Here is a 24,764-nt window from a genome sequence, read left to right as displayed (position 1 = left end):
CAAATTGTCAGTTTGCGCCAAATCAAAGAGTTCCGCCGGGGTTCTACTAATTTTCACTTCGACCGGGCGGCGTTCGCTCCGTCTTCGACTTCAGGAGAGTGGAAATGACCAACAACATGCAAATGACCCGGCGCACGATGCTGACCGGCGCTGCTGTCGCCGGAGCACTAACGCCAATCATCGTAGCAACCAATGCAGCGAAGGCTGACGACGCGCATTCGATGGAAGCCCTCAAGGCTCGTAAGACCGCCGTCGACGTTACGAATCTCCCGCGCGAGAAGGTTGAGCTTGTGAAGCCGCCTTTCGTGCACGCGCACGATCAGATAGCCAAGGGCGGTCCCAAAATCAAGGAATTCACGCTCACCATCCAAGAGAAAAAGATGGTGCTCGACAAGGAAGGGACCGAAGTTAACGCGATGACGTTCGACGGTTCGGTGCCAGGCCCGCTGATGGTCGTACACCAGGACGACTACGTGGAGCTTACGCTCGTGAATCCCGAAACCAATACCATGCAGCACAACATCGACTTCCATGCTGCGACCGGCGGACTTGGCGGCGGCGCCCTGACCGTCGTCAACCCAGGTGAGAGCACCGTTCTTCGCTTCAAGGCGACCAAGGCAGGCGTTTTCGTCTACCACTGCGCACCTCCCGGAATGGTGCCGTGGCACGTCACCTCGGGCATGAACGGCGCGATCATGGTGCTGCCGCGCGAGGGACTCGCCGATGGCCATGGGAAGCCGATTGTCTACGACAAGGTCTACTACGTCGGCGAGCAGGACTTCTACATTCCGCGGGACGAAACCGGCAAATTCAAGAAGTACGAGAGCCCCGGCGAAGCCTACGAGGATACCGTCGCCGTGATGAAGACGCTGACCCCGACGCACATCGTCTTCAATGGCGCTGTCGGGGCGCTGACCGGCGAGAATGCAATGACCGCCAAGGTCGGCGAAACTGTCCTGATCATCCATTCGCAGGCTAACCGCGACACACGCCCGCACCTTATCGGCGGCCACGGCGAATACGTATGGGCGACCGGCAAGTTCCAGAACGTGCCGGACATCGATCAGGAAACCTGGTTCATACCGGGCGGTACGGCAGGCGCGGCGGTCTACACCTTCGCTCAGCCGGGCATATACGCCTACGTGAACCACAACCTCATCGAGGCGTTCGAACTGGGGGCCGCGGCCCACTTCAAGGTCACCGGCGAGTGGAACGACGACCTCATGACGTCGGTCAGAGCCCCATCGGCAAGTTGATCAGGCGGCGGGGAGGTGCGCGGGCTGGGGTGGCCCGCGCACCATTTTTTAGAAAGGCGCCACGTGCGTTAAGAACCATGGCTCGCAACGCTGCAACTGATGCAGTTTCAGGCATATCCATCGTGATCCCTTTTGCTCTTCTTGCAATATTTTCGGGAGCAGTTGCGGTGGAATCCGGGTTCGTTGCCGTGGGCAAGCCGATACCGACAGTCGCCTCGCCCGAGCTCGTGACCGTAGCGCCTCGCGCCTTCGCTTATCGGGAAGCGGCCGAATATTTTCGAAACGGCCTTGCAATCGACGCCCCCAAACGCGATGTCGCGATAAGGACGCCACTCGTGATCATGAAGTTCCAAACCACGCTCGCCGAATACAACCGCTGCGTAGCGGATGGTGTCTGCTCGGCCGCGGAGGGAAGAGACAGCCTGTCGCAGGAAGACGTTCCTGTCACAGGCGTCAGTTACGACGACGCCGTGCAGTATGCTGCGTGGTTGTCGAAGCATACGGGACAGGAGTGGCACCTGCCGACCGATTTCGAACTCGCCTATGCTGCGGCCGACCGCTTTCCCGACGACGCACTTGGCATCGACATTGACGACAAGAACCCCGCCACGCGATGGTTGGCGGACTACGAGCGCGAGGCGCGCCGAGCAGCGGCGACCGACCCGAGACCACAGGCGAGAGGGTCGTTTGGAATCAGTGAAACGGGCCTCGTCGATTTCGCCGGCAATGTCTGGGAGTGGACGACGACCTGCAACAAGCGCATCGACGTTGGAAGCCCATCGAGGGCCGCGGAACCTGATCCCAAGGACTGCGGCATCATGATCGCGGCCGGCAAGCATCGCGCCCCCATGAGCAGCTTTGTCCGAAATCCGAAGGGCGGCGGCTGTTCGGTCGGGAGCCCTCCCGATAATCTCGGCTTTCGCTTGGTCCGAAGACACTCTATCCTTGAGAGTGCCGAATTTTTCGCGCGCAAAGCAGCAGCAGGCATCTTTGGCACATTTGCAAGTGGCCCAAAGGATCGGAGTAACGATGAAGGTTGATCGAACAATTTTGAAGTCGTTGCCGCTCTTCGAGCGAATGACGGATGCTGACCTGGATTCGATGCTAGAGCATGCCGTGCCGCGCCGCGTCGCTCAGGGCGATGCCGTCTTCGAGCAAGGCGCTCAGGCGAAATCATTTTTCCTGTTGCTTCATGGGAGGCTAAAGGTCACCCAGGTCACCCAGGATGGACAACAAATTATCGTTCGGATGGTGCATCCGGGAGATCTGTTCGGTTTTGCCATGGCTCTCCGGCGGTCGGATTATCCGGGTACGGCGCGAGCTGCGGCCGAGAGCCTTATCATCGGCTGGCCGACAGAGATGTGGTCTCGCTTCGTCGAGCAGAACCCGCGTCTCGCTATGACGGCGATGCAGACGATCGGGCAGCGACTAGAGGAGGCGCATACTAGGATCCGCGAGATGTCCACCGAGGAGGTCGAGAAGCGAGTGGCTCATGCGGTACTGCGCCTGTCAAAACAGGCAGGACGCGCCGTCAAGGAGGGAATCCGCATCGACTTTCCGATTTCAAGGCAGGACATCGCCGAAATGACAGGGACGACGCTTCACACGGTGTCGCGTATCCTGAGCGCCTGGGAATCAAAGGGCATCGTGGAAGGCGGACGGCAGAAGCTCACGGTGACGGACACCGCACGACTTCTAAAGCTAGCCGACGGCAATCGGGAGTAGCGGGACGTGCCGGTGTTGCTCGATAACGGCCTCCGGCTCCTCGTTTTGGCGGCCACCAAGTCACCGTCACTGATCACTATTGCTCAGACCGCCGATGCTTGCAACGCATCGCACGCCCATGTCGCCAAAGCCGCCAACCGGCTCGTTCGAGGCGGATTTCTAACAAGCACGAGAGGGCGGTTCGGAGGTCTGCAGTTGGCAAGATGTCCCGAAGCGATCTGTTTGGCGGATGTCGCCGACGCAATGAGGGGCTTGGGGCGCGCGGGCAAGCGACGGGACGAACTGCTAGTAACGTGGCGGAGAATCCAAAAGGACGCCATGCGCTCCTACGTCCGCCACTTGGAGAAGCGGACTCTCGCCGATCTTTTATCAGATTCAGTTATGGAAGGCTGACGCTCGGGCCCCCGATCATCCAGAAGGGCGTTCAGGAGGCCCAACTTGTCTGGCGCCTAGCAGTGCGGCTATCGACTTGACGTAGACGTTGAGCCGTCTCGGCGTTTTTTTCCAAGCGACGATGTCGCCTGACACCCGGACCGACGACGACGGAGTGCCGCCGTCGAGAAGGATCTTCAGTGCGGCGATTTCGCAGATCGCTCCAAGACTTTGCTGACGACGGCTTTCAACCACGGGTGGCGGGCTGTACATACTGCACAGTGCTTCTCGATCCACAACGACCACGCGATGCACGCCTTCATGCTCCATCACAAACGACGCCCGTTTCCGCGGACGATTTCAAAAAGGCCGTACACCTGGGAAGCATGAGCGCTCTCCTCCGTCTCGTTGTTTGACAGCCGACATCAGCTTCATTGACGGATGTCAAAGAGGATGACCTTAATCGGTCATAAAGACGATAAGAACCTTGGAGGACACTGATGCGCAGCTTGATGATCGCTTTGGCTTGGGCTTCCATTGCCCTTGGGATAGTTGGCGTCGTCCTCCCCCTACTGCCGACCACCCCATTTTTTATTCTGTCTGCTGCCATCTTTGCGCGCACGTCGCCACGCTTCGAGAGGTGGCTGGTGTCACACCCCACCCTGGGCGGTCCGATCAGATCGTGGCGGGAACGGCAAGCGGTCCCGCGCAGGGCGAAGCTCGCTGCGATCACCGCGATGGCGTCAAGCTTCCTCTTCCTGTTTTGGCTCGCTCCTGGCGCGGTGACGCTCACGATTGTCGCCGCCCTCATGAGTCTATGCGCAGCCTTCATAGTCACGCGGCCATCAGCCTAATGGCAGGAAGGCCTTAAGCGCTATCCAGACCGGATCGGTGGAAGCGCACGGAGCGTCTTTGCTCGTATCGCAGCAATATGCGACGTTTTCGACGCGTTGACTTCGATACGTCCATACAAGAGGTCCTGGGCGCTACGCGACGCGATTGGTTGGATGTTCGAGCGAGAGGGCCATTTCGATCGCAAGCGTCTTGTCGCATTCGCCTCAAGTATTGACGCGGGCATGGCGGGCTAACGATAAATCTCCGCACCCAGTGCCAGTGAATCGCCAGGGGGCCGCTCAATGAGCTTACGACAAGAAGGCTATGATCCAAGCTATACAGAACAGGGTGATGGGGATGCATACCATCGCCGTCGCCGCTATCCTCCGCCAGATCGCCTTGTTGTAGATCCCGGTGATGCTGAAGAACATCCTGAGCGACCACAGAGCGGACATTAGGATTGCCGCTGCCCTCGTCTGGTCCGCATGTGGCAATACGACCCCATCTGCGTGAAGTTGCGTTATCGTGAGTGAAAGTAGTCCGGCAAACAGCGACGCGGCCGCCAAGGGGATCAAAGCCTGAGCCAGGTGGTGGAGGATAGTAAGGGGCCGCCGAAGTAAGAGACTGCTAGCTGCGAGCGGGCAAATGAAAAGAACGGTTGCAGACAAGCATCCGAGCAAGATCAGCGCCAGGAGGCAAAGACCGTCGATTACGGTCATGACGTCGTTTACCGAGGGGTAGTTCGTGAGCATCCACCAGGGAAGCCGCAGCGAAAGCGGCCAGATCCAGTGGGCGCCGACACAGAGTTCGACGAGCCACTGCCTGAGAGCCCCGAAGATCGCGCTGCTCGACCAGTGAAGGGCGGCCGGCACCACGCCAAGGAGCACCGGCACGATCAAGATCGTCTCCCAGGCGGTCGCCATCCGCCCGGAGCCATAGACGATGTCCATCGCGGGCCTACGCCATGCCAATCGTATTGCACCACGATGGCCGCTGCACCGGCCACACATGTGGCATGCCGACGCTGCCTGCATCGTCTTGATGGGCACCAGGGGCGCGCAGTTCACTGCAGCCGCGCCGGCCGTTGTAGAGCGGCGCCACGCTTCCGGTTCCACCCGAAAATGAAGTGGTGCGATCTTTGAAACGAGACCGAACACTCCGCTTACCGGGCAAAGAAACCTGCACCAGACGCGCTTCGACTTTCCGTAGCGTGCGCCGACGATCATTGCGGCGAAGGTCGAACCGCCGAGCAGCAGCGCCGCGGGCTTTGGATACTGGTAAATGCTGGTAAGCTGACCATAAACAGTGGTGGCGATGAAGGATACAACCGGCCATCCAGACCACTTCATCCAGCTCGGGATGGCCCTTCCGGCGCCCCTCTCGCTGGCGAACTCGGACAATGCGCCTTCGGGACAGAGGAGTCCGCACCAGAAACGCCCGACGAGCGCGGTCGCCAACACGACGAAAGGCCACCACACGCCCCAAAAGGCGAACTGGGCGAACCGCGACACGTTGTTCCATATGAAGTCGCTGCTGCGCGGCAACGGTAGGAGCAGCGGCACTGCCAGAAGGAAGACATACGCGCTGATTATCACCCATTGTGCGCGGCGAATAAGCGTTTGCCGTCGCAGCAACATATCGCCAAAGGCTGCGACGGATCCTCGGGGCACCAACTGCATTGTCGTCACGCGTGCACCTTGTTGTCCCTAAGCGGCACATAGGCCAGCGATGCGATCAGCCAATATGAGCCGAGACCGATGAGCGGTAGGAGCTCCGGATGCGATCTGTAACCAGCCAGTCCAGCGATAAACGCGCCAACGCCGCTGGCGTCGTCGAGCAGCCAGCTCGTATCCCACAACTGCCCTGTCATTGGTGAAAGAATCCCGAGCGATATCGTCTTGTCGACGACCATCATCATTAGACCGCTCCCGAGGATCAACAACAGGATCTGACTAACGCGCGACAGAACCTTCTTAGACGCCACGGCCGTGCCGGCCTTGAACGCCCAGAAGCACATGGCGGCAAGGCCAAGTCCAAAAGCACCCGAGGCAGCCACCATGCCGGCGTGCCAACCTGTCGAGGAGGACAGCAGGCCGAAGAGGAAGACGACTGTCTCTGCGCCTTCCCTGGCAACCGCGATCGCCGAAAGCGTCGCAAGTCCCATCCAGTTGCCCGCTCTTGCGTGCGTTGCCGCCCTGCCGCCAAGCTCTCCAGAGGGCCGTCGGTCGATGCCTCGCATCCAGAAGACCATCCGGACCATGAGGATCGCTGCAATGCCCGCTAAAACAAGCTGGAGAATGTCGGCGCCGTCACCATCCAGATAGTCCCCAGCACTCATCATCAGCGCCGCCAGCGCGATGGCAAGCCCTAGCCCCGCCGCCGTGCCACCGGCGATCCATTGGATTGCCGTACGCCGAGAAGCCGCTCGCTCCCGCATCGACCATGCGAGAAGCGTCCCGACGATCAGCAGCGCCTCGAACGACTCGCGCCAGACGACTGCGGCAATCTCGAAAGACTGGAGAAAGAGGCTGGCGTTCATTGTGCCACCAGCTTCGCCGGTGGCATATCGAGGTGGAAGTCATCGAAGAATGCGTAGTTGCCCGCGTCAAGGGAGCGGAACACGAGGAAGCTCGACGCGCCTGGGGCCAAAACCTTTTCCTTGCGAAGTGGAATGCTCTCAAATTCAATTGGAGTCGTCCCATCGTTGTGCAGTTCGAGCTTGAAGCGCTTGTTCGCTGGCACCTCGATAACCGAGGGGGAGACCACCCCGTTGCTGAAGCGCACCTGGAAAACTGGATCCCCCTCCTCCGCATATGCAGGCTCCGCCGCAATGGATGCGGCGGCGAGGATCGACAAGCAGATGGACCTGCGGCAGGCGTGCATCAGTAGCCACCTTTTTTCCCGACGCCCGCAAACACGAACTCGTAGTTCAGTGTGAAGGCTTCCGGCCATGCGGCAACGCCGGTCTCTTTGTCGACGTGTCGGCCGAACGACATCATTCCATGTCCACCTGGGTGAACGGTTAGCTCGAGCGCATACCGGCCGGCGCCCGATAGCTTCACGTTGTCGCCATAGTGCGGACCGTCGCTCGCCACCATCGCCTCCAGGGCGCCGCTTTGCTCAACGCCGGTGTCGAGGTTCTTCGCCTTGTATTCGACATGCAGGTTCGGCATCCAGTCCCCTTCGGCGAAGCCGTTGGAATTGTCTTCGGTCGCATGGATATCCGCCTCCAGATGGACATCGGATTCAGCTGCCGGAAGCATCATGCCTGGTGGGTCCATTTCGATCGGCTGAAGATAGACCGCCGCAACCTCCATACCTCCCGCGACCTGAGGCGCTCCAATCGGGAACTCGGCGGCGTGCAGGTCGAGCGGCATCGCCGCAAAAAGGCCTGGGAGCAAGCAAAGGCTGGTGGCACGAAACATGACGGCGATCCCTTAAAGATGACTAATATCATCACCTTTAATCACGAGAAAGGGTTGGATCTTTGCGCTGGCGCAAAGACGGGTAATGGGGCGCGAGGTGGGACGCTGGCAATCGCTGTCTTAGGTGGCCGACCAGCTCCGTCCACGCGGGAACACTTCGAAGCTGTTTGATTTTGATCAAAAATGGAAAGGCACAGATCTGTTACCAATGCCTCCCAAAGGGGAGGTCGCCATGATCCCATTCTTCGCCGCCTTTGCAGTTTTCCTGATCCTTCACTCGATTCCAGCGGTCCCATCAGTTCGCTCAGGGATCATTGCGCGCATAGGCAGGCCGACATATTTCATGACTTATTCCGCAGCCTCAATTGTCGCCCTCGCGTGGCTCTTTTCCGCCGCGCTTTCCCTCGACTACGTTCCGCTGTGGGATCTTAAGCCTTGGCACGCCGTTGTTACGTTCGTCCTCGCACCATTCGGGGGATTCCTTGTATTGGCCGGCCTCGCGAGCGCGAACCCCCTCTCGGTGGCCATCAAGTCGTCCGACCAACCCGGCGCCGTCGTCGGAATTTGTAGACATCCGGTCCTTTGGGGCTTTGCGTTCTGGGCGTTAGGACACATCGCGGCAAACGGAGACCTTCGTTCCGTCCTTCTTTTCGGCGGGTTTGCCATCTTCTCGCTCTCGGCCATTCCCATGATCGAGAAGCGCGCGAAGCGGCGTTTAGGCGATCGCTGGCAAACCTTGTCTGCCAAGACCTCCATGCTGCCGCTCGCAACGCTCCTCAAAGGTCAGGGGCTGGCGATGGACATCCCGATGGCGATTTCCATTGCAGTCGCGGCCGGATTAAGTGTCTGGTTGCTCTTTGGCGGGGGTCATGCCCTGCTCTTTGGGGCGGACCCGATTGCGATTTTCGGATGATTCCAGCCGGACTCGCCCAGCCATGCCCGCGACAGATGCGGAAGTGGAAGCCCCAGGAGATCGATCGCCCGACGTGCAAGATGATCAACAATATCGCCGACGGACTGGGGTCGGTTGTAGAATGCCGGGACGGGCGGCATTACGATTGCTCCCATTTCCGTCACGGCCGTCATGTTTCGTAGGTGTCCCAGATGCAACGGCGTCTCACGGGTCATGAGAACGAGGCGACGCCGCTCCTTGAGTTGAACGTCGGCAGCGCGTGATACCAAGCTGTCTGACAAGCCTGTCGATATGGCTGCGAGACTCTTCATCGAGCATGGTGCAACGATCATTCCGGCGACCGGAAAGGAACCGCTTGCAATTGCGGCGCCTATGTTCCTGTTGTCGTAATGACGATGAGCCTTGATCAGCATTCTACCGTGAGCTTCAGTCCCAACCTCATGTGCGAGAGTTCGCTTTCCGCTGTCTGAAACGACGAGGTGCACATGCACATCAAGCGCGGCAAGTTGGTCCAACACGGCCACGCCAAGCGCTGCACCCGACGCGCCCGTTACGGCCAGCACCACGTTCAGTTGTTCACTTGGCGGCGTCATCTCGAATCCTTTCCCAAAGTTGTTCGGCTCGTGCAGTCAGTTCACCCGGCATTTGGAGCTCGCGACCCCATTCCCTGTCGGTCTCCGTCCCAATCTTGTTGGTGGCGTCGATGCCCATCTTCGTTCCAAGGCCCGCCTTGGGAGACGCAAAGTCCAAATAGTCGATCGGGGTGTTTTCCATGACGACCAGATCTCTCGACGCATCGAACCGCGTGGAAACGGCCCAGATGACGTCTTCCCAGTTCCTCACGGAAATGTCGGCGTCGACGACGATTATCAGTTTCGTGTAGTTGAACTGAGGAAGCATCGCCCAGAGGCCCATCATGATGCGACGAGCCTGCCCAGGATATCGTTTGTCGATCGAAACGACCGCGGCGCGGTAAGAACAGGCCTCCGGCGGAAGCCAAAGATCGCGTATCTCCGGAAATTGCCGCCTGGCAATTGGAACGAACAACTCCGTCATTGCCTCACCAAGGCGCGAGGGTTCGTCGGGCGGGCGGCCGGTGTAGGTCGAGAGATAGACCGCTGAACGCCGGGTGGTAATCGCTGACAGCCGTACGACGGGAAAGGATTCGACCGAGTTGTAGTAGCCGGTGTGATCGCCGTACGGTCCCTCCGGCTCCGTCTCGTCAGCGGACACGACGCCCTCCAGGACGATCTCGGCGTTTGATGGCACATGAAGCGGAACCGTCAACGCCTTGCTGACGTCCGTTCGTGATCCACGGAGAAGGCCGGCGAAATTCAATTCACTCATGCCCTCCGGAAGCGGAATGACGCCCGCAAGCAAGGTTGCAGGATCAGCTCCGATCGCAATGGCGATAGGCATGTCCAATCCCTTGCGTTGCCACTCCTGGAAGTGCTTTGCACCGCCTCTGTGGGCGAGCCACCTGACAATCAGCGACGTCGGGTCTCGGACTTGCATCCGGTAGATTCCAACATTCACGTCATTCGGATCATCAGGACTGCGTGTGATCACCAGCGGCCAAGTAACCAGGGGAGCAGGCTCGCCCGGCCAGCACCATTGGACGGGCAGACGTGCGAGATCGATTTCAGTTCCTCTATAGACGACCTCCTGGCAGGGCGCCGTCCGACGATGTCGTGGCCGCATGCTGATCGCAGCCTTGAGCAGCGGCAGTTTGCTCCAGGCGTCGGCAAGCGACTTTGGCGGAACCGGGTGCTGCATTTCCGCGAGCTCGCCCGCAAGACGTTGTAGCCCGCCCTCGCCGAGACCGAAGCCGAGTTCAATGCGCTCCTTTGTGCCGAAGAGGTTGACCACGACTGGGATAGGCGAGCGCCTGCCCTTCGCGTCGATTGGCGATTTAAAGAGAAGTGCCGGACCGTTCTCGTTAAGAACCCTCTGATGCAAGGCCGTCATTTCGTGAACGAGAGAGACCGGCTCGTCAACAGTCACCAGCAGGCGGCGCTGTTCGAGCTCCCGCAAGAAAGCCTGAAGGTCAGTGTGTCGTTGGGTTCGAATATCATCGTTTCGCATTGACGATGCAATCAATGAGGAAACAGTCGATGTCTTTGTTGCAGATCAAACAGCGGCGGCTCAATAAGACCTAGGATGCCTCGTTCAATCTGAGAGGCCTCAATGCTTGCCCCACATCGTCTGATGGCCACAGCACGTATCGTACCGTTGCCGGTCGCTGCGTGCGTCGCATCTCTGCTTTTCCAGCAGGTTCTCAAGAGCCATCCCAAGCTATTCGACCGTCTCGGAGAATATGGAAAAGCCCGTTTCGGCTTCATTCCGTCCGATCTCCCTTTTGCATTCTCCATTCAACCCAGCGAACGGACCATTCGTACCTTTCGAAAAGGGGATGTAATCGCAGCCGATGCGAGTATCGCTGGCCCACTGCTTCTAATGCTTGCGCTGGCGGAGGGACGAGTCGATGGCGATGCGATCTTCTTCGCGCGCAAGCTCGCCGTTAGCGGGGATATGGAGGCCGTGCTCGCTTTGCGTAACGCTCTCGACGACTGTGAGATCGATATGGTGAAGACCATCGGCACGTTGTCCGGTCCCTTGAACCGCTCAATGGTTGGCGTGCTCTCGTCGATACGACGTCGCGCGCTGGAATCGCATGGTGTCGCATGGAATTGATCTGCCCTGCGGGGACCCCTTCCTCCTTCCGTGAAGCTGTCGATGCAGGCGCCGACGCCGTCTATTGCGGGTTCCGCGACGAAACGAACGCGCGCAACTTTCCGGGACTGAACTTCGATCCGTCTGAACTTCGGCAAGCCGTGTCCTATGCGCATGCTCGCAGCGTAAAGACGTTCGTCGCGCTCAACACGTTTATGACGGCTGGGAAAGAGGACCTCTGGTATCGCAGAGCGCAAGAAGCGACGGAAGCGGGCGCCGATGCGTTGATCGTTGCAGACTTTGGACTGATGGCGCATGTCGCCGAGCATCACCCGCAGCAGCGGCTCCACATCTCCGTCCAGGCCTCCGCTTCCAATCCAGACGCCCTCTCGTACCTGGTGGAGAATTTCGGCGCAGCACGTGTCGTGCTGCCGCGCACGCTGACGATCGCAGATATCGGGCGAATCTCCCGACGGGTAAGCTGCGAACTCGAGGTGTTCGTGTTTGGTGGTCTCTGCGTCATGGCCGAAGGGCGATGCTCGCTATCCTCCTACGCGACGGGGAAATCACCCAACATGAACGGCGTGTGTTCGCCCGCCAGCCACGTCAGGTACCGCGAGGTCGGCACAGAGATGATGTCGGACCTTGGCAGCTTCACGATCAACAGGTTCTCGGCGAACGAGCCTGCCGGCTACCCGACGCTGTGCAAGGGACGCTTCGAAATCGCCGACAGTAAGACCTACGCGTTTGAAGATCCCGTTTCGCTCGACGTCATGGATCAGCTCGACGAGCTTCGTGCTGCCGGCGTCAAAGCCCTCAAGGTCGAGGGCCGTCAGCGTGGCAAGGCGTACATCTCCGAAGTCGTGTCCACTTTACGCGCAACGTTGAACGCAGCGCCCTCCGAGCGCGCCGCCCTCATGGCGCGCCTAAAATCGCTGAGCGAGGGCCAGCAGACGACCCACGGCGCCTATGAAAAACGCTGGAGATAATGTGATAAAGTCTTCCTTAAAACTCACGCTTGGACCCTTGCTCTACCTCTGGCCAACCGACCGCTGGCGCGATTTCTACTTTCGGATCGCAGACGAGGCGCCGGTCGACGTGGTCGTCATTGGGGAAACCGTCTGCTCGAAGCGGCTGCATTTCATGGAGCCGGAGCTAGCTGCCGCCATCGATCGGCTAGAAGCTGCTGGCAAGGAGGTCAGGCTTTCTACCTTAGCCCTGGTGACGCTGGACCGAGAGGCGAACTACCAGCGAACGCTCGCGGACGATGACGCCCGTCTTATTGAAGCAAACGACCTTTCCGCGCTCCAAGTGCTGAAGAACCGTCCTCACGCCGTAGGGCCGTTCGTGAACGTGTACAACGGCGCGACGGCCAAGGTCTTGGCACGAAACGGTGCTGCCGCGATCTGCCTACCACCGGAACTGCCGTCGACGTCTGTCACCGACATCGCAAGGGCATGCCCGGAGGTGAAATTCGAGTTGTTTGCTTTCGGCCGAATTCCCCTCGCGATCTCTGCTCGGTGCGCGCACGCTCGCTCGAAGGGACGGACCAAGGACAACTGCCAGTTCATTTGCCAGGAGGACCCTGACGGACTTCCAGTAAATACGCTGTCGGGGCAGCCATTTCTTGCGCTCAACGGCGTGCAGACGGTCTCGCACACCTGCCAGGCGCTTCTCGACGATCCTGACGAAACGCGGTCGATGGGAGTGAGCTCGCTGAGGCTTTCTCCCCAGACCTGCGACATGACCGCCGTTTCCAAATTGTATCGCGAGCTATTGGATGGATCGATCTGTCCCACCGAAGCGGCGTCGCTCCTCAGGAATGTCTATCCGGACGTGCCGCTCTCCAACGGCTTTCACCATGGGCAGGTTGGCGCAGAGTGGATTGCAAGGCTCAGAAACTCAGAAGGATTGGGTCGATGAATACAGGACATGAATCAGTCGGCCCGGCGGCCGGTGCGCGTGCGCGTTCAGCGCTCCGCCAGATCAAGGCCTTCGTCAAGAGACCGGACCTCGACTGCGGCTGCTCGTCCGTCGTCGGCGAGGTGTTGTTGAACCTCGCCCCAAAAGAACGCGCGGCGGTTGTCGGCGAGCTCTTCCTGTCCGCACTGCGACAGCGCACCAAGGTCACCACGCTGATGGAACTTCTGATGGAGCTCGACCAGTTCGGCCCAGCGACGGACCGGGGCGAAATCGAGGAGGCTGCGATGATATTCGACGACTTGGCCGAGCAGGCGCGGCTTGGTTCCCAGCTTTTGAGAGCTTTCTCGTTCAATCGATCCAACTTGCGCCAGGCTGCCAGAGGACCCGAATTGCCTGCAACGGGTGCGAGTTCGTGATGGAGGAAAGAAACCAGAGCAGGCGCCTCGACGTCCTCGAATTCATAAGCACGGGCGGATCGATGGGCGGGGAACCGCAGGCGACATTGGAGGCATTTCTCCTCCACGCAAATCCATGGACCGTCTCGCCTGTCAAGAACCGATCCACTGGACACACGGCGCCGCGGCACGGCCACCGCTTCGCCGATGAGTGAATCTGCAACAGAAGGCGCTGGCATGATCGAGTTCGACCCGCGTGGTAGAACGGGATCGTTCCTCGTGCACTCGGGTGACCGATCGCCGTGCGCCGTTACGGTGACACGGAGAGGTATCCTGAACGTTGCCTCTCCGCCTCGCGCAACGGCTAGCCGATTTCTTGAAAGCATCGAAGTCTTCCGTGCGATTGCGCGCGAGAAGCTTTCCAAGAAGGATTCAATCGGTCCACTGGAAGTAACCGCGGAGGACGTGAGGCGCTGGAGGCGGCGCCACGGTATTGCCGTTTCGAACGACAAGGACGATTTGATCCTCGTGTCGAGTCGTTAGGTACGCAGTACCAGATTTTGTGAGCGTTCACCAAAGCGCCACCCCGCATGCGGCGATCGTCTCCCAAGGAGCCTTGCTCTAAACTGCGTCCACCAGAAGCGCGGCGAGATACCTACGGCTTGGACTGACGCGCGTGCCGTTCTCGACGTGCGAATCGTTCGCGCGCTTCGCTCTCACATTTCGTGGAAGGCTCCGTCTCGTCGTTCTCGCAGCCAAGGCGCCGAAGAACGAGCTTCAACAGCTCGCGCTCCGTCACCGTATTCCTGTTGAACCACGATGCTCCGACGATCGCGCTGTAGACTTGATGGACAAGTGCTGCTTCGTGGTGCTGGCGTTCGATCATCTATCGCGCCCTTGGTTGTCGTGAAAGCAAAATCAGTTCGGTAACGAGCGACTTTGCCGCCCCTGCCTAATCCGATCATGCCCAAGTTGTCACGAATCCCTCGTAGCCAATATTCGAGCGCTTGATTTGGGAGGCTTGGCCCGTCCTCTGCGGCAAGGGCGGGTCAAGGCTCGGTATGCCATGGCAAGCAAAAAGGGAACGTCACCGAGCAGATCCTTACTGACTTGTTCCGGAGCGTTGCTCTTTGAGGAAGCTCAACCTCGCGGGAGTTTGTCGCGGCAAGCGCAGCTCATTCGGAGTTTTCGATCCACAGAGCGGTTGCCAAGTAACCGATGCCGATGGTGCTGGCGAAAAGATGCATGAACAAGCCCTGCGCTACCAACGAATCCGGAAAAGCCATCCCCGAACCCACGCCGCTGATCTGAATCTGCCAGACTAGCATGCCTGTGATGCAACCAAGTGCAAAACCCGTGCTGAAACGGGTGAGGATAAACCAGATCAAGCGAGGCATTGTGGCACCTCCGGTTCAATGCAACGAAACGGGCCACCGAGCAAAACGTTCCTGAGCCAAAATGAGCTAAGTCAAATACGACCGTCTCAAGCTATGCAAATAGCGGGCCTAGGTTTGAGGGAATTTAAGATGGACCTTGTCGCGTTCGCAATCAGCGCTTTTGCGCTTCTGATCTTGCCTGGCCCCACGAACGCAATGTTGGTGATGGCGTCGCAAGGTCTGGCACCGGCTCGAATGGGCGCCCTTCTGGCTGCCGTTCTCGCGGCCTACCTGTCTGTCATCGTGCCTGTTTCTGCGTTTGCGGTGCCCTACCTTCACGATAACCCGGCGGTATTCCAAGGCGTTAAATTGATTTCGGCGACATGGGTACTGTATCTGGCGCTGAAGCTTTGGGGCTTGATTGGCCCCGCACAGGCGTCCGGGCCGGGCTTCGGGCAACTGTTTCTTACAACCCTTCTCAATCCAAAAGGGCTCATTGTCGGGCTTACCATGCTTCCGTCTCGAGGCGCTTTCGCGCCTGACGCAATCGTTGCGTTTCTGATTGCGGCCGCTGCTACGTCGTCCGCGTGGCTGGCGCTGGGTCGGCTTATTCTCGGAGGCCAACCACAGATGCCGGTTCTCGCAAGAAGATGCGGGTCGGCGGCCTTGATGGCGTTTGCCGCAATGTTCACAGTCAGCACGTTCTAATCCGCTGAAATTTCTTTGCGCTACGTCAATGAGCGATTCGTAAAAATGGCTAAATTCATCGCGTTTAAACAGGGGGACGCAATGAACGCAGATGACGGCGAATTGGCGAATTACTTTTCCGCCCTGGCCAATGTGAACCGCCTCGCAGTGCTTCGGACGCTTGCCTATGGCGAGATCTGCGTCAAAGAACTCGCCGCCAAGATCGGCCTAGGTCAATCCGCATTGTCGCAACACCTAACCGTACTCAGACGCCATCAGTTTGTTAAGACACGGCGTCAGTCGCGGACAATCTTTTATTCGCTTTCCAATCATAGGAGCGAAAAGGCGTTGTCGATCGTCAATGGAATCCTTTTCCCGCACGGCGTTCAAATGTCGATGTTCGGATTTGCTGAACTGGAATCGGACGCCGCGTGAACTAAACGTGCGCCAAGTGTGACAATCCCAAGGCCTATCTCACCGCGTTCGACGCCTCTGGAGGTATCGGAAAATGCGCGTGAGCAACGTCATGACAAACGAGGTCATCACCATCGATGAAGCGGCGACCGTCGTCGACGCCGCCGAGCTGATGCGAATGCATCGAGTAAGCGGACTGCCGGTCGTTGATCGAGGCGGCGCACCTGTAGGCGTGAAAAGCGAGAGCAAAGATGTGCTCTGACGAGCGCTTGACGGATCGTCTCCGCAGACGCATGGCAGCCTGGGTCGCGATAGAACGCCAGAACCATCGGGCCGCGCGCACCTCAAATGAGCGTTTGAAACTATCGCAACCCTGGACAGACTTGATAGCGTCGAGTGGTTTCGGCAAACCCAAGACTTTTTTGCTTTTATGACATGGACTACATTACGACTCCCTTTCCTTTTCGAAAATTCTTTCTAGGACTGATGCCATGAGTCGTAGCCAAGAATAAATTTTGGTAATTGCCGAGTACATACCATACCCGGTAAAGATGCGAGAGCGGATGTCTGAATCGGTGCTCACCAATCTGAAAGTCGATCGCGAACTAAAGGAGGCCTTTGCTGTGAGGTCGCCGAACAGGATGGGCGTATCGCAGGCTCCTCGGGAGGCGATAGACCAATATGAAGAGGTCAACGACCGAGTTGCGGCTCGTTGAGGAACCAAAGCGCTGAGCCGACCTCCTATTGACATTTCGCGCAAATTACGTATTTTACGTACTAAAGGAGACTAGCTATGGCAAATGCACTTCAAGTTCCCGCCAGTGCGTTTTCCCGCCAATTTGGAAAAATTCGCGAAGAGGTTTACGAAGCCGGTGTAATTGAGGTCACGTCGCATGACCGTGTGGTTGGTGCCTACATCAGCCCAAAGGAGCTCGAGCACTTCAATAGATTGAAGAGTCGGGAAGTTCAGGTTCTGCATGCTGGCGAGATTGATGATGATCTCTTGGCTGAGATCGAAAACGCACAGTATGGCGTGATCTCTAAGTGAAGCTCCCGGACCCTGTTCCGGGTCTCGTGATCCGTTTTGGCTACACTTGGCATAAAGATCGTTTCAGGAAGGATCGGCCCTGCGCGATTGTGCTGACTTCTAAGAGTCGGATTCGAAAAGCGTTCAACGATATCCATACCTTGCTAGCCGTCGGGTAATGAGACGGATGTGGGCGATCATGATCCACGCTTCGGCTGATGCAACGGTGCGTTCGACGTCTTTGGCCAATCTGCGGCATCTGCCAAGCCAGGCGAAGGTCCGTTCGACCACCCATCGACGCGGCAGAACCTGGAAGCCTTTCGCCTTGTCTGAGCGCTTGATGATCTCCACCGTCCAGCGCCCTACCTTCTTCAGTCGCCGCTTCAACTTGTCGCCCGCATAACCACCATCGGCAAAGACATGCAGCAACCATGGCCACCTGTGGCGGATGGATTTCAGGAGATCAGGAGCACCGTCGCGATCCTGGATGTCGGCGCTGTGCACCATGAGACCGACCATCAGGCCGAGCGTATCGACGATGATATGGCGCTTGCGGCCTTTGGTCTTCTTGCCTGCATCATAGCCCCGGATGCCGCCGCTTTCCGTGGTTTTGACGCTCTGGCTATCGATCACACCGGCTGTCGGGCTTGCGTCCTTGCCCTCCAACTCGCGCGTTTCCAAAACTAGATGATGGTTGATGCGTGGCCAAAGTCCCATCGCCCTCCATTCATAGAAATAGCGCTGGACGGTTGAACAGGGTGGAAAATCCTTCGGCAGCATCCGCCATTGGCAACCAGTTGTGGCGATGTAAAGCAGGGCGTTTACGACCTCGCGCAAATCCGTGGTCCGGGGACGGCCCAAGCGGCGCGGCATCGGCAGGAAAGGCTGAACGAGACCCCATTCCCGATCCGTCATATCGCTTGCGTAGCGTGCCGTTCGCCGGTCATATTGCCGGCGGGTGATTTTGGTCCAGGCCATTGTGTTCTCCATCGAATCTCGCAAATCCGAAGGAATCATAACCTGTTGAAATCACCCACCTCTTTTTGAAGCAGCCTCTAAGGAGTCTGGCATGGTTACTGTGGCTCCGATAACCCACTCATACCCTGAAGTCGGGGAGGAAGACGATTCTATTCTAATCGCAGATGACATCTGTAAGGCCATCGGATTGGATCAAGAAGCCAATTACGTCCGCGTATCTGAAGTCAATCGGTTTGAGTGGCCGTCAGATCGGTTGGTGCCGCTGCCTCACGACAACACCCGTTGCGACTACGGTATGGTTCCAGAGGGCTTCTTTCTTGAAATGCGGCAGAAGCTCGCGGAAAAAGTCAAAGCGAACAAGATGAAGACCCTGAAAGTAGATTGATCCAGACGAGCTCGCCACCTCCTATTTAACGGTTGCGCGCCCATTTCGGTCCAAGATGCATTCCCGCCGACTCCGCGCCGCCGCGCGCGCTCCCGATGTCGCGTTCAGATTGTATCAATCTCTCAGAAGTGACAATGGCCATCGGCCTTTTCGGCAGGGCTGCCGTTAATGCGGAACCGCCTCGCCCACCGCAGGTAGCGCTGTTCCAAAGGAATTCTTCGATGACGTTCGCAAACTGTCTTGCAGACATGGTCAGATCGAATTTGCGTCGGCAAATCAAACGTTAGGCGAGCTGATTGGTGGCATGGACTAATAGCGGAAACTTGGACACAAATTAGTTTCTATTCAGATGTGTAAGCCGCTTTCGGTGGTCTTTGCCACCTAAGCCGTAAAAAAGGAACGTTCCCAATGGTCGATAAAGTGGACCCGGTATCCGCCACTGCTCACCCTAGCCCTACTCGCGTGGACCGTAGCACATCGATCACATCTGAGCCCGACAACGCCTGGGTCGCAGAACGGCAGTCAGAAATCACCGCGAACCTGTTTGCCAGAGAGAATGAACGTTTGGGAGTGACGCCCGGCAAGCCCGACCCCCACGATGCGAAGGACAACGAAGGCGACATGTCCGATCGGCACCCCGATCATCATTTGCGCTCTTCCGAACCCCCAATGAGCGAATTGTCTGCTGAAGAAAAGCTCTCGGGAGAAAGCGATCGGATCGGAAGCGGCAATCTTGACGAAGACGTTCCTTTTGGAGAACACACCGGCTTTTTATGAAACGGGTCGATACCCGATGAATCCTCCTGGAGAGATGCCCTTCAGGGCAAAGATGTTTGCGCCAAACGCATTGCTGGCCTCACAAATCGACTTGGAGGATCTCGGGCCAAAAAGTGTGGTCAACCGGCCTCCAGGTGCGGTCAAGGGCACGGTCGAGTTTTGCCACGTCTATGAGCATGATGACCCTGAATGCAACCTGCGATATTCATCAAAATAGCAATTCAAGTTGAATTGTGCAGCAGAAACAACGCAATATGGCGTAGGCGCGAAGGCCACCCCACGTATCTTTCGGACTGCTGATCGGCGATTTTCTGCATGAGTCATGCGGAGAGTCCTATGAGTGATAGTGTGAATCAGCCTCGAACCTTTGAGATTTTGACCGCGGAGCCCGTGCGAAGACGACGCAAGCCGCGGGACTGGTCGGATGACGAAAACGCGCGGATCATCGCCGCGACGTTACAGCCTGGGGCCAATGTCTCGGCGGTTGCCCGGTCTGAAGGCTTGGATCCCTCTCGGCTATATGGGTGGCGTCGCAAGGCACTGGCGTCGGGCGTTGTTGCGCCCCTGACGGAGGGAACGGGCAAGGAGAGTAAGCGATGCATGGACCCCATCTGGCGATGACTATGCCGAGGATCTATTCGTGCCTGAGCAATGAATGAGCTCTGGTGTGAAGTGCTATGTCTACACCTATGTCTGAACATAGAACCTTCCATATGATCGAGGCTACCGCCCGTCCTTTGGAGGGTGCGCCGCGCCAGGTTCGGCGTTGGTCGGAGGAATTCAAGGCGCAGGCGGTGGCCGATGCCATGCAGCCGGGAGCAAGCGTTTCGGCAATTGCGCGCAGCATTGGGGTTGATCCGTCGCAGTTGTTCACGTGGCGCCGCAATGCGCGGCTGAAAGCTGCGGCTGTGCCGGCGTCGGCCAGCGAGGTTCCCCTGGCTGCGGAGACGACCCGCAAATATCCCACAGTTGACATCGTCATTGGCGATGCGGTGATCCGCGCCCGAGCTGAGGTCGATGAGGCTCATCTTGCTCGGGTGATCCGTGCGGTGAGGTCTGCATGATCCCGTCGGGTGTGAAAGTGTTTTTGGCAAGTCATCCCGTAGACTTCCGCAAGGGTCCGGATAGCCTCCTGTCGCTGGTGCGTGACGCTGGGAATGATCCGTTCAGTGGCTCGCTTTATGTCTTCCGCGCCAAAAGAGCAGACAGAATTAAAATCGCCTGGTGGGATGGTTCAGGCGTTTGCCTTTATTCGAAGCGGCTGGAAAAAAATCAGTTCGTTTGGCCGAAGATTGGAGCTGCCCGTGTACAGCTCAATCACGCGCAGCTCCTTGCTCTCGTTGACGGCATGGACTGGAAGCGTGTCCGCTCGGTTGCGGTGAAACGGCCGGAATTTGTTGGGTAAAAGCCCTGCGGCAGAGTGAATCAGACGGCTGAAACTGCAGGAAATTCCTTGCCGAATATGCTCTACTTGAGGGCATGATACCAGCCGATTTGCAGCTCCCTGATGACGTTGATGCGCTGAAAGCCATGATCCTGGCGATGGCTGAGAAGGCTGCGCGCGCCGACGCACTGGAGAACGAAGTCGCGGATCTGAAGGCCCGCAATGCGGACGCAGACGAGCAGATCGCGAAGTTGAAGCAGGTCCTCAAAGCCTTCGACCGATATCGATATGGCAGACGCTCGGAAAAGCAGAGCAAAAACATCGACGCGGATCTCGACGAGCAGGGTGCGTTTGTCTTCGAGGAAATCGAGACCGGCATTGCCGCCATCAAGGCGCTGGTCGAAAAGGGCCGAAATCCAGACGCTACAAAACGTGCACGTCCGCGCAAGGGCTTCCCACCGCATCTGGAACGCATTCATGTGGTCATTGAACCGGACGAGCTTCCCGAGCATGCCGGCAAGCAGAAGATCCTGATTGGCGAAGATACTTCCGAGCGTCTCGATATCATTCCACCGAAGTTCAGGGTGATCGTCACCCATCGTCCGAAGTATGCCTTCAAAAACGAAGACGGTGTCATTCAGGCCGTGGCGCCGGCACATATCGTTGAAAGCGGCATCCCGACGGAAGCGCTGCTCGCCTATATCGCGGTATCCAAATACGGCGACGGCCTACCGCTCTATCGGCAGGAGGCGATCTTTCTACGCGACGATGTCGAAGTCGACCGCGGTCTTATGGCGCGATGGATGGGCAAGCTCGGGTTCGAACTTCAGATCCTTGCGGACTACATCTTTGATCGGATCAAAGAAGGCGAACGAATATTTGCCGATGAGACGACATTGCCGACGCTTGTCCCTGGCTTGGGGTCTGCCAAGACGGCGTATCTGTGGGCGTATGCCAAGGACGATCGRCCGTTCGGTGGCAGTGGCCCGCCGATGGTGGCTTATCGGTTTGAAGACAATCGGTCCGGTGATTGCGTTGCTCGCCATCTCGAAGGCTACCTCGGCATCCTGCAGATCGATGGCTATTCGGCCCACAATCGCGTTGCGCGTTCCAAAGGTGGAAACGAGGGGTCACTTTTGGCGGGGTGCTGGGCACACAGTCGACGTCGGTTCTACGAGCTGCACGCCAGTGGCAGTTCGAAGATAGCTACTGCAACGATCGAGAAGATGGCTACCCTCTGGGCGATCGAGGAAAAGGTGCGTGGGCGAAGCCCGGATGTCCGCGTTGCCGCCCGCCAGCAGGCATCCGCTGCCATCGTTGCCGATCTCTACAAGCTCTGGCAGGACACCCTGCCTCGAATCTCCGGCAAGTCCAAGCTCGCCGAGGCCATTCGCTATGCCCTCAACCGTCGTGGAGCTTTCGAACAGTTCCTTCACGACGGTCGCATCGAGATCGACTCCAATATCGTCGAGCGCGCAATCAGGCCCCAGGCAATCGTTCGGAAAAATAGCCTATTCGCGGGTAACGCCGGCGGTGGCCGGACTTGGGCGACTATCTCGACCCTCATTCAGTCCGCCAAAATGAACGATGTTGATCCGCTCGCTTGGCTAACGCAGACCCTTGAACGTATCGCGGCCGGTTGGCCGGCCAGCGATCTCGATGCACTCATGCCCTGGAAATTCCAGAAGTAACGGCCTCAGTTCATCGCTTACCAAGGAGATCAAGTTCGCGCGCGTTGAAACGGTAAGCACCCGCTGCATCATTGGGCAGCGCGACAACATAAATCGACAGTCAGTGATCGCCGAACACGGGACGCTTGGGCAGCAACGACTACCGCGGCAGACCCGGACCAGCCGATCTCAGATGCGGTTTCTACGGCCAGGGTCCGGGCGAAGAGCGTCGTGTTTCTCGAAGCGATCGCAACGCCAATTACAGTCCTGCGGCATCATCGGATGCGCGACCGCAAAACGCAGATTTGGGCAATCGGGCGTTATGGTCGGTCAGGACCCTTGCCCGTCGTCACGGCTTTGTTGGGCAGCCCTTTGCCAGGCGAGATATCTGGTCTCGCGCGCCCGTGAGTTCAAAGCCGGTGCTATAATCTATCTCACCGGCCTTGATGGCGAACATAGTGGCGAAATCAGCGCCAGATGTGAGGGCGGCAAGCAGCTTCGGATGCTTTGAGAGAACAATCGTTCGCCGATCGGGACTGTTCCCGTCGAGGCGGATCGTCTCTCTGTACCTCCCAATCTCGAAGCGCGCCAATCGCAGGCCGTTCTCACCAACAGTGGCATCGCCAATCTCGAAGATGAGACCGTTCTTGGCGTCGCACCGGACCATGTAACAAGCCTCGATGTCGCTCGCATCAACGATAGAGCATGTACCGACCGCTCCGGCATGCGAACCGGTAAGCTTAACCCATGGAGCGGGCGGCTCGACTTCCTGTGCGAGCGCAGGCGATGCCGCAAGGCACGCACCAAACACACACGCTGCCACGCCTGCGACTGCCGGTCTGCTGAACCTCATCCTATCCTCGTTTTTCTACGACGTTGCGAGGCCAATAGCCTCTCGACTTGGACGCGCTTGTCAAGGTCGATTGACAGGTGACGCAGACCAGCGGGCGGATGGCGCTTGTGATCGCCTCACTTGCTCTGAAAAGCCAGTCGACCGATCGCGGCAGGATCAACTGGTGGTCATGGTAGTATTTCTCTTCTGCCGAGGCGTTCATCTTTCTGGATCGCCCGTCAGCAGCCCGAATGATAAGTGGGGTGACCTACGAGCTTACAATATGGCGTCGTAAGTAATCATGTCGACTGAGGCGTCTGCGATCGCCCAACGACAACGTGCGAATTGGAGTATCGGCCGGATCGAACTTTAATCGGTGGAGAAAGGAGCACTGTTTCAAGTCGCGATTTCCTTGCGCGACGCAGACGAGCTCCAAACGGCCAATCCGTCGGCTATGTTGAGCGTAACAGCCTGAAATAAGCCGCTAACTTTGTGCATACCTTGGCTGGAATTGCGATCGGCTTTCCTACTGGACCTCAAAACGCTCAAGCATCTGCCGTAGCTGCGCGTTCTGAACCCGCAACTTCTTCGCTAGTTGATCTCTCAATTGAAGGATCTCTGCATCGAGTGTCTTGGCGCTGGCTTGCTCATCAAAAGTCGGTTGACGAAGGCCAATATCGATTTTCGCTGGATCGTCGAGGGGTCGAACACCACGGATCGGCTTGGGGCGAGGTATACGCTGAACCTTCGGCTCTTGGATTGACCGTTTGTATGAAAGCTCTGTTGGTTTGGCGACAGGGGTTTCGGTAACACCCTCCGCCACACCGGGCTCATCAGGATGCTGCTCATGGAAGATTTGACGCTCAACCGCCGGGTCTACAACGGTGGACGCAGGCGATATCTCTTCGATGCTGTGGGTACGAGCGGTACTCTCTTTTGCGGTATCATCTCTCTCTGGCCGTCGACGTGACGTGAGTCCTGTCAGAAATTTCCACGGAATGCTCATAGTAATCTACCCTCACAACCAACTACTGGAGGGTACCATGAGTCGTCGCGGTCGGGCTTAATTAAAGCCCGACACGTTACTTTTGTGCCTTCGAGGACAGTATCGGGTGCCCCCCGAACTGAGCACTCAGTTCTGTCCGAGCCGCTTCCGCAGGTCGGCATTTTCCGAGCGCAATTTATCAGCCAAGGCCTTGCGCAGGCCCTTGTTCTCTTCTTCCAGCTGCAGGAGGTCCGCCATTTCGGCAATTGCGGGGGAAGCTGTGGGCGCCTTCTCCTGAACGGAACGACCCGTGACCTTTCGGCCGGTCGTCTTGGAGTCATCCTTGGCCTTGTTCGTCTTTGAAGTGGGGGGCAATGCCTTAGACAGGGTTTCCGCCATCGTCCTGCTTTGCTTTCCGCGCTTCACTGGGGTTGACTTGGCTGCGGTCGATTCCGCCGCCGCGGCAACACTTTCTACGGCAACCTTTTTTCGACCAGGGCCGCGCACCTTCCTCGGTTTCGGCGTCGTTGCAGGTGTCTCGGCGCCCGCGTCAGTGGCAAGGGCGTGCTTCGTGTTCTCGTCAGCCATCAATGGTCTCCTTGTAGGAAATTCGTTTCGAACGAATGCTTGAGGTGTGAGCAAGTCGTTCGGATTACCAGTATTTCTGACGTTCTTTAATATTATTGCCTACGTTTCAGGACGTATGCGATTTTTTGATCGCGCATGCCAAGCG

At 58.1% G+C, this 24,764-nt stretch carries 33 protein-coding genes; 21 read left to right on the top strand and 12 right to left on the bottom strand.

Translation table 11 applies throughout. The features are described 5' to 3' along the window. The first annotated feature begins 104 nt into the window (after positions 1-104). The 6 genes from nirK to AC1DMK_RS12390 all read left to right on the top strand — a co-directional run bounded on the left by nirK (position 105) and on the right by AC1DMK_RS12390 (position 4,441). On the top strand, positions 105-1,256 hold the full coding sequence (nirK, locus tag AC1DMK_RS12415; protein WP_477859312.1) for a copper-containing nitrite reductase: 1,152 nt from the start codon (positions 105-107) through the stop codon (positions 1,254-1,256). A 77-nt stretch (positions 1,257-1,333) separates the two neighbouring features. Next, positions 1,334-2,296 carry an SUMF1/EgtB/PvdO family nonheme iron enzyme gene (locus AC1DMK_RS12410; RefSeq protein WP_477859310.1) on the top strand — a complete coding sequence of 321 codons (963 nt, stop codon included), beginning with the start codon at positions 1,334-1,336 and terminating at the stop codon, positions 2,294-2,296. Then, positions 2,286-2,981: a Crp/Fnr family transcriptional regulator gene (locus AC1DMK_RS12405; protein ID WP_477859308.1), complete on the top strand. Its 696-nt coding sequence runs from the start codon at positions 2,286-2,288 to the stop codon at positions 2,979-2,981. Before AC1DMK_RS12410 ends, AC1DMK_RS12405 begins: the two co-directional genes overlap by 11 nt. Before the next feature lie 6 nt (positions 2,982-2,987). Continuing rightward, entirely contained in the window at positions 2,988-3,374 is a 387-nt protein-coding gene (locus AC1DMK_RS12400) for an RrF2 family transcriptional regulator (protein ID WP_477859306.1), read from the top strand. Positions 3,375-3,853: 479 nt separating this feature from the next. After that, complete coding sequence (locus AC1DMK_RS12395; RefSeq protein ID WP_477859304.1) at positions 3,854-4,207, top strand: YbaN family protein; 354 nt, start codon at positions 3,854-3,856, stop codon at positions 4,205-4,207. A gap of 33 nt (positions 4,208-4,240) precedes the next feature. After that, entirely contained in the window at positions 4,241-4,441 is a 201-nt protein-coding gene (locus AC1DMK_RS12390) for an HD domain-containing phosphohydrolase (RefSeq protein ID WP_477859421.1), read from the top strand. 54 nt (positions 4,442-4,495) lie between these two features. Here AC1DMK_RS12390 and AC1DMK_RS12385 read toward each other — a convergent pair whose 3' ends face one another. The 4 genes from AC1DMK_RS12385 to AC1DMK_RS12370 form a co-directional block, all read right to left on the bottom strand. Next, positions 4,496-5,782, bottom strand: a complete 1,287-nt coding sequence (locus tag AC1DMK_RS12385) for a 4Fe-4S binding protein (RefSeq protein ID WP_477859302.1) — start codon at positions 5,780-5,782, stop codon at positions 4,496-4,498. Positions 5,783-5,871: 89 nt separating this feature from the next. Beyond that, entirely contained in the window at positions 5,872-6,726 is an 855-nt protein-coding gene (locus tag AC1DMK_RS12380; protein ID WP_477859300.1) for an FTR1 family iron permease, read from the bottom strand. Continuing rightward, complete coding sequence (locus tag AC1DMK_RS12375) at positions 6,723-7,070, bottom strand: cupredoxin domain-containing protein (protein WP_477859298.1); 348 nt, start codon at positions 7,068-7,070, stop codon at positions 6,723-6,725. The genes AC1DMK_RS12380 and AC1DMK_RS12375 overlap by 4 nt, the downstream gene beginning before the upstream one ends. After that, the gene (locus AC1DMK_RS12370; RefSeq protein ID WP_477859419.1) at positions 7,070-7,621 is read right to left on the bottom strand and encodes an iron transporter; all 552 of its coding nucleotides are present in this window, start codon (positions 7,619-7,621) and stop codon (positions 7,070-7,072) included. The genes AC1DMK_RS12375 and AC1DMK_RS12370 overlap by 1 nt, the downstream gene beginning before the upstream one ends. A gap of 223 nt (positions 7,622-7,844) precedes the next feature. Here AC1DMK_RS12370 and AC1DMK_RS12365 point away from each other — a divergent pair, with 223 nt between their 5' ends. Further along, positions 7,845-8,525, top strand: a complete 681-nt coding sequence (locus AC1DMK_RS12365; RefSeq protein ID WP_477859417.1) for an NnrU family protein — start codon at positions 7,845-7,847, stop codon at positions 8,523-8,525. Here AC1DMK_RS12365 and AC1DMK_RS12360 read toward each other — a convergent pair. Together AC1DMK_RS12360 and AC1DMK_RS12355 are read right to left on the bottom strand one after the other, a co-directional pair. Next, positions 8,480-9,118 (bottom strand): UbiX family flavin prenyltransferase, encoded by a 639-nt coding sequence (locus AC1DMK_RS12360; RefSeq protein ID WP_477859296.1) that lies wholly within the window; start codon positions 9,116-9,118, stop codon positions 8,480-8,482. The two genes, AC1DMK_RS12365 and AC1DMK_RS12360, sit on opposite strands and share 46 nt — an antisense overlap. After that, positions 9,102-10,610: a UbiD family decarboxylase gene (locus tag AC1DMK_RS12355; RefSeq protein ID WP_477859294.1), complete on the bottom strand. Its 1,509-nt coding sequence runs from the start codon at positions 10,608-10,610 to the stop codon at positions 9,102-9,104. The genes AC1DMK_RS12360 and AC1DMK_RS12355 overlap by 17 nt, the downstream gene beginning before the upstream one ends. 102 nt (positions 10,611-10,712) lie before the next feature. Here AC1DMK_RS12355 and ubiT point away from each other — a divergent pair, with 102 nt between their 5' ends. From ubiT to AC1DMK_RS12335, 4 genes are read left to right on the top strand one after another with little or no spacing between them, the layout of a single operon-like run. Beyond that, positions 10,713-11,219 (top strand): ubiquinone anaerobic biosynthesis accessory factor UbiT, encoded by a 507-nt coding sequence (gene ubiT / locus AC1DMK_RS12350; RefSeq protein WP_477859292.1) that lies wholly within the window; start codon positions 10,713-10,715, stop codon positions 11,217-11,219. Beyond that, entirely contained in the window at positions 11,210-12,187 is a 978-nt protein-coding gene (gene ubiU / locus AC1DMK_RS12345; protein ID WP_477859290.1) for a ubiquinone anaerobic biosynthesis protein UbiU, read from the top strand. Before ubiT ends, ubiU begins: the two co-directional genes overlap by 10 nt. A gap of 4 nt (positions 12,188-12,191) precedes the next feature. Further along, the gene (gene ubiV / locus AC1DMK_RS12340) at positions 12,192-13,121 is read left to right on the top strand and encodes a ubiquinone anaerobic biosynthesis protein UbiV (protein WP_477859415.1); all 930 of its coding nucleotides are present in this window, start codon (positions 12,192-12,194) and stop codon (positions 13,119-13,121) included. After that, positions 13,118-13,537 carry a hypothetical protein gene (locus tag AC1DMK_RS12335; protein ID WP_477859288.1) on the top strand — a complete coding sequence of 140 codons (420 nt, stop codon included), beginning with the start codon at positions 13,118-13,120 and terminating at the stop codon, positions 13,535-13,537. The genes ubiV and AC1DMK_RS12335 overlap by 4 nt, the downstream gene beginning before the upstream one ends. Positions 13,538-14,171: 634 nt before the next feature. On the opposite strand, the gene AC1DMK_RS12330 is transcribed toward AC1DMK_RS12335, so the two are convergent. Both AC1DMK_RS12330 and AC1DMK_RS12325 read right to left on the bottom strand, forming a co-directional pair. Continuing rightward, positions 14,172-14,402, bottom strand: a complete 231-nt coding sequence (locus AC1DMK_RS12330) for a hypothetical protein (RefSeq protein ID WP_477859286.1) — start codon at positions 14,400-14,402, stop codon at positions 14,172-14,174. A gap of 289 nt (positions 14,403-14,691) precedes the next feature. After that, positions 14,692-14,913: a hypothetical protein gene (locus AC1DMK_RS12325; RefSeq protein ID WP_477859284.1), complete on the bottom strand. Its 222-nt coding sequence runs from the start codon at positions 14,911-14,913 to the stop codon at positions 14,692-14,694. Between the two features lie 129 nt (positions 14,914-15,042). On the opposite strand from AC1DMK_RS12325, the gene AC1DMK_RS12320 reads away from it, so the two are divergent. The 4 genes from AC1DMK_RS12320 to AC1DMK_RS12305 all read left to right on the top strand — a co-directional run bounded on the left by AC1DMK_RS12320 (position 15,043) and on the right by AC1DMK_RS12305 (position 17,041). Continuing rightward, positions 15,043-15,600 (top strand): threonine transporter RhtB, encoded by a 558-nt coding sequence (locus tag AC1DMK_RS12320; protein ID WP_477859282.1) that lies wholly within the window; start codon positions 15,043-15,045, stop codon positions 15,598-15,600. Positions 15,601-15,645: 45 nt separating this feature from the next. After that, a complete protein-coding gene (locus tag AC1DMK_RS12315) occupies positions 15,646-16,014 on the top strand; it encodes an ArsR/SmtB family transcription factor (protein ID WP_477859280.1) in 369 nt (122 codons plus the stop codon). Positions 16,015-16,093: 79 nt separating this feature from the next. Next, positions 16,094-16,255, top strand: a complete 162-nt coding sequence (locus AC1DMK_RS12310) for a CBS domain-containing protein (protein WP_477859278.1) — start codon at positions 16,094-16,096, stop codon at positions 16,253-16,255. Positions 16,256-16,786: 531 nt separating this feature from the next. Continuing rightward, on the top strand, positions 16,787-17,041 hold the full coding sequence (locus tag AC1DMK_RS12305) for a hypothetical protein (protein ID WP_037068989.1): 255 nt from the start codon (positions 16,787-16,789) through the stop codon (positions 17,039-17,041). Positions 17,042-17,164: 123 nt separating this feature from the next. Here the strand turns inward: AC1DMK_RS12305 and AC1DMK_RS12300 are convergent, their stop codons facing one another. Then, positions 17,165-17,998: an IS5 family transposase gene (locus AC1DMK_RS12300; RefSeq protein ID WP_477859276.1), complete on the bottom strand. Its 834-nt coding sequence runs from the start codon at positions 17,996-17,998 to the stop codon at positions 17,165-17,167. Positions 17,999-18,089: 91 nt separating this feature from the next. Between AC1DMK_RS12300 and AC1DMK_RS12295 the strand changes: the two genes are divergently transcribed. The 6 genes from AC1DMK_RS12295 (at position 18,090) to tnpC (ending at position 22,235) form a co-directional block, all read left to right on the top strand. Beyond that, complete coding sequence (locus AC1DMK_RS12295) at positions 18,090-18,383, top strand: hypothetical protein (RefSeq protein ID WP_477859274.1); 294 nt, start codon at positions 18,090-18,092, stop codon at positions 18,381-18,383. Positions 18,384-18,791: 408 nt separating this feature from the next. Further along, positions 18,792-19,160: a hypothetical protein gene (locus tag AC1DMK_RS12290; protein ID WP_477859273.1), complete on the top strand. Its 369-nt coding sequence runs from the start codon at positions 18,792-18,794 to the stop codon at positions 19,158-19,160. A 315-nt stretch (positions 19,161-19,475) separates the two neighbouring features. Beyond that, positions 19,476-19,781, top strand: a complete 306-nt coding sequence (locus AC1DMK_RS12285; RefSeq protein WP_477859272.1) for a transposase — start codon at positions 19,476-19,478, stop codon at positions 19,779-19,781. Between the two features lie 92 nt (positions 19,782-19,873). Next, complete coding sequence (locus tag AC1DMK_RS12280) at positions 19,874-20,224, top strand: transposase (protein ID WP_477859270.1); 351 nt, start codon at positions 19,874-19,876, stop codon at positions 20,222-20,224. Further along, complete coding sequence (gene tnpB, locus AC1DMK_RS12275) at positions 20,221-20,565, top strand: IS66 family insertion sequence element accessory protein TnpB (RefSeq protein WP_477859268.1); 345 nt, start codon at positions 20,221-20,223, stop codon at positions 20,563-20,565. Before AC1DMK_RS12280 ends, tnpB begins: the two co-directional genes overlap by 4 nt. Positions 20,566-20,639: 74 nt before the next feature. Further along, the gene (gene tnpC, locus AC1DMK_RS12270) at positions 20,640-22,235 is read left to right on the top strand and encodes an IS66 family transposase (protein WP_477859266.1); all 1,596 of its coding nucleotides are present in this window, start codon (positions 20,640-20,642) and stop codon (positions 22,233-22,235) included. Between the two features lie 328 nt (positions 22,236-22,563). On the opposite strand, the gene AC1DMK_RS12265 is transcribed toward tnpC, so the two are convergent. The 3 genes from AC1DMK_RS12265 to AC1DMK_RS12255 all read right to left on the bottom strand — a co-directional run bounded on the left by AC1DMK_RS12265 (position 22,564) and on the right by AC1DMK_RS12255 (position 24,619). Then, complete coding sequence (locus tag AC1DMK_RS12265; protein WP_477859264.1) at positions 22,564-23,067, bottom strand: hypothetical protein; 504 nt, start codon at positions 23,065-23,067, stop codon at positions 22,564-22,566. A 505-nt stretch (positions 23,068-23,572) separates the two neighbouring features. Beyond that, positions 23,573-24,052, bottom strand: coding sequence for a hypothetical protein (locus AC1DMK_RS12260; RefSeq protein WP_477859262.1), 480 nt, complete (start codon positions 24,050-24,052; stop codon positions 23,573-23,575). 126 nt (positions 24,053-24,178) lie between these two features. Continuing rightward, positions 24,179-24,619 (bottom strand): SyrB-like regulator, encoded by a 441-nt coding sequence (locus tag AC1DMK_RS12255; protein ID WP_477859261.1) that lies wholly within the window; start codon positions 24,617-24,619, stop codon positions 24,179-24,181. Between the last annotated feature and the right edge of the window lie 145 nt (positions 24,620-24,764).

Source organism: Rhizobium sp. 05L419, assembly GCF_056397845.1.
Note: the sequence above shows the minus strand (reverse complement) of the source record. Positions and strands in the feature narration are given on the sequence as shown.

Bases quoted from the DNA above. Each gene is read 5' to 3' on its own strand.
- AC1DMK_RS12285 (WP_477859272.1), top strand. From the start codon at position 19,476: ATGAGTCATGCGGAGAGTCCTATGAGTGATAGTGTGAATCAGCCTCGA.
- AC1DMK_RS12375 (WP_477859298.1), bottom strand. From the start codon at position 7,070: ATGCACGCCTGCCGCAGGTCCATCTGCTTGTCGATCCTCGCCGCCGCA.
- AC1DMK_RS12260 (WP_477859262.1), bottom strand. From the start codon at position 24,052: ATGAGCATTCCGTGGAAATTTCTGACAGGACTCACGTCACGTCGACGG.
- AC1DMK_RS12300 (WP_477859276.1), bottom strand. From the start codon at position 17,998: ATGGCCTGGACCAAAATCACCCGCCGGCAATATGACCGGCGAACGGCA.
- AC1DMK_RS12295 (WP_477859274.1), top strand. From the start codon at position 18,090: ATGGTTACTGTGGCTCCGATAACCCACTCATACCCTGAAGTCGGGGAG.
- tnpB (WP_477859268.1), top strand. From the start codon at position 20,221: ATGATCCCGTCGGGTGTGAAAGTGTTTTTGGCAAGTCATCCCGTAGAC.
- ubiU (WP_477859290.1), top strand. From the start codon at position 11,210: ATGGAATTGATCTGCCCTGCGGGGACCCCTTCCTCCTTCCGTGAAGCT.
- AC1DMK_RS12410 (WP_477859310.1), top strand. From the start codon at position 1,334: ATGGCTCGCAACGCTGCAACTGATGCAGTTTCAGGCATATCCATCGTG.
- AC1DMK_RS12330 (WP_477859286.1), bottom strand. From the start codon at position 14,402: ATGATCGAACGCCAGCACCACGAAGCAGCACTTGTCCATCAAGTCTAC.
- AC1DMK_RS12305 (WP_037068989.1), top strand. From the start codon at position 16,787: ATGGCAAATGCACTTCAAGTTCCCGCCAGTGCGTTTTCCCGCCAATTT.
- ubiT (WP_477859292.1), top strand. From the start codon at position 10,713: ATGCTTGCCCCACATCGTCTGATGGCCACAGCACGTATCGTACCGTTG.
- AC1DMK_RS12395 (WP_477859304.1), top strand. From the start codon at position 3,854: ATGCGCAGCTTGATGATCGCTTTGGCTTGGGCTTCCATTGCCCTTGGG.
- AC1DMK_RS12335 (WP_477859288.1), top strand. From the start codon at position 13,118: ATGAATACAGGACATGAATCAGTCGGCCCGGCGGCCGGTGCGCGTGCG.
- nirK (WP_477859312.1), top strand. From the start codon at position 105: ATGACCAACAACATGCAAATGACCCGGCGCACGATGCTGACCGGCGCT.
- AC1DMK_RS12405 (WP_477859308.1), top strand. From the start codon at position 2,286: ATGAAGGTTGATCGAACAATTTTGAAGTCGTTGCCGCTCTTCGAGCGA.
- AC1DMK_RS12355 (WP_477859294.1), bottom strand. From the start codon at position 10,610: ATGCGAAACGATGATATTCGAACCCAACGACACACTGACCTTCAGGCT.
- AC1DMK_RS12360 (WP_477859296.1), bottom strand. From the start codon at position 9,118: ATGACGCCGCCAAGTGAACAACTGAACGTGGTGCTGGCCGTAACGGGC.
- AC1DMK_RS12380 (WP_477859300.1), bottom strand. From the start codon at position 6,726: ATGAACGCCAGCCTCTTTCTCCAGTCTTTCGAGATTGCCGCAGTCGTC.
- AC1DMK_RS12265 (WP_477859264.1), bottom strand. From the start codon at position 23,067: ATGAGGTTCAGCAGACCGGCAGTCGCAGGCGTGGCAGCGTGTGTGTTT.
- AC1DMK_RS12290 (WP_477859273.1), top strand. From the start codon at position 18,792: ATGGTCGATAAAGTGGACCCGGTATCCGCCACTGCTCACCCTAGCCCT.
- AC1DMK_RS12365 (WP_477859417.1), top strand. From the start codon at position 7,845: ATGATCCCATTCTTCGCCGCCTTTGCAGTTTTCCTGATCCTTCACTCG.
- AC1DMK_RS12315 (WP_477859280.1), top strand. From the start codon at position 15,646: ATGGCTAAATTCATCGCGTTTAAACAGGGGGACGCAATGAACGCAGAT.
- AC1DMK_RS12280 (WP_477859270.1), top strand. From the start codon at position 19,874: ATGATCGAGGCTACCGCCCGTCCTTTGGAGGGTGCGCCGCGCCAGGTT.
- AC1DMK_RS12255 (WP_477859261.1), bottom strand. From the start codon at position 24,619: ATGGCTGACGAGAACACGAAGCACGCCCTTGCCACTGACGCGGGCGCC.
- AC1DMK_RS12320 (WP_477859282.1), top strand. From the start codon at position 15,043: ATGGACCTTGTCGCGTTCGCAATCAGCGCTTTTGCGCTTCTGATCTTG.
- AC1DMK_RS12325 (WP_477859284.1), bottom strand. From the start codon at position 14,913: ATGCCTCGCTTGATCTGGTTTATCCTCACCCGTTTCAGCACGGGTTTT.